General features: G+C 38.0%; 2 pseudogenes. One reads left to right on the forward strand and one right to left on the reverse strand.

Annotation, left to right across the window (positions count from 1 at the left end):
- Nucleotides 1-180, reverse strand: a pseudogene (locus PSR9079_RS23850) (alpha-amylase family glycosyl hydrolase); the annotation flags it as partial.
- Nucleotides 181-264: 84 nt separating this feature from the next.
- Here PSR9079_RS23850 and PSR9079_RS23415 point away from each other — a divergent pair.
- Nucleotides 265-542 (forward strand): annotated as a pseudogene (locus tag PSR9079_RS23415) (group II intron reverse transcriptase/maturase); the annotation flags it as partial.

A 542-nucleotide genomic window follows, 5' to 3' on the forward strand; every position in this document is an offset into this window, starting at 1 on the left:
AATGGCGAACACACTACTTAATAACTTAATTCGCTCTACTAACCACTCCCTACGATGATCAAAGTTTTTACCTGTGTATTTATCATCACCACACAAGAATGCACGTCTCACGCATCGTGAGATTAAGTGATAATAAGATGTCGATGCTAAATCAATAAGCTTTTTTCTTGCGCGAGTCACAATACACCAACCACTGTATGTAATGACAGTGGTTAATACTATGATTTTTGCAAAAAATGTGCCTGTCCTTTTTTACTCCTACAAATGAACTTGAATTCACATAGATCACCGTGTTGTGATAGTGATGAACAGCGTTCTACTGTGAATAATACCTCGAATGAATATAGCCAAACAGATCATGATCTGATGGCAAGGGTACTAAGCAACCACAATATTAGCGCAGCATGGCAACATATTAAGCGCAATAAAGGGGCTGCGGGTATTGATAATATGAGTATTGAGGAATTTAATGACTTCGCTAAGTTACATTGGCTGGGTATTAAACAACAATTACTTAACGGCACTTATCAACCCTTGCCAGT

The organism is Pseudoalteromonas rhizosphaerae, from assembly GCF_902498845.1.
Lineage (GTDB): Bacteria > Pseudomonadota > Gammaproteobacteria > Enterobacterales > Alteromonadaceae > Pseudoalteromonas > Pseudoalteromonas rhizosphaerae.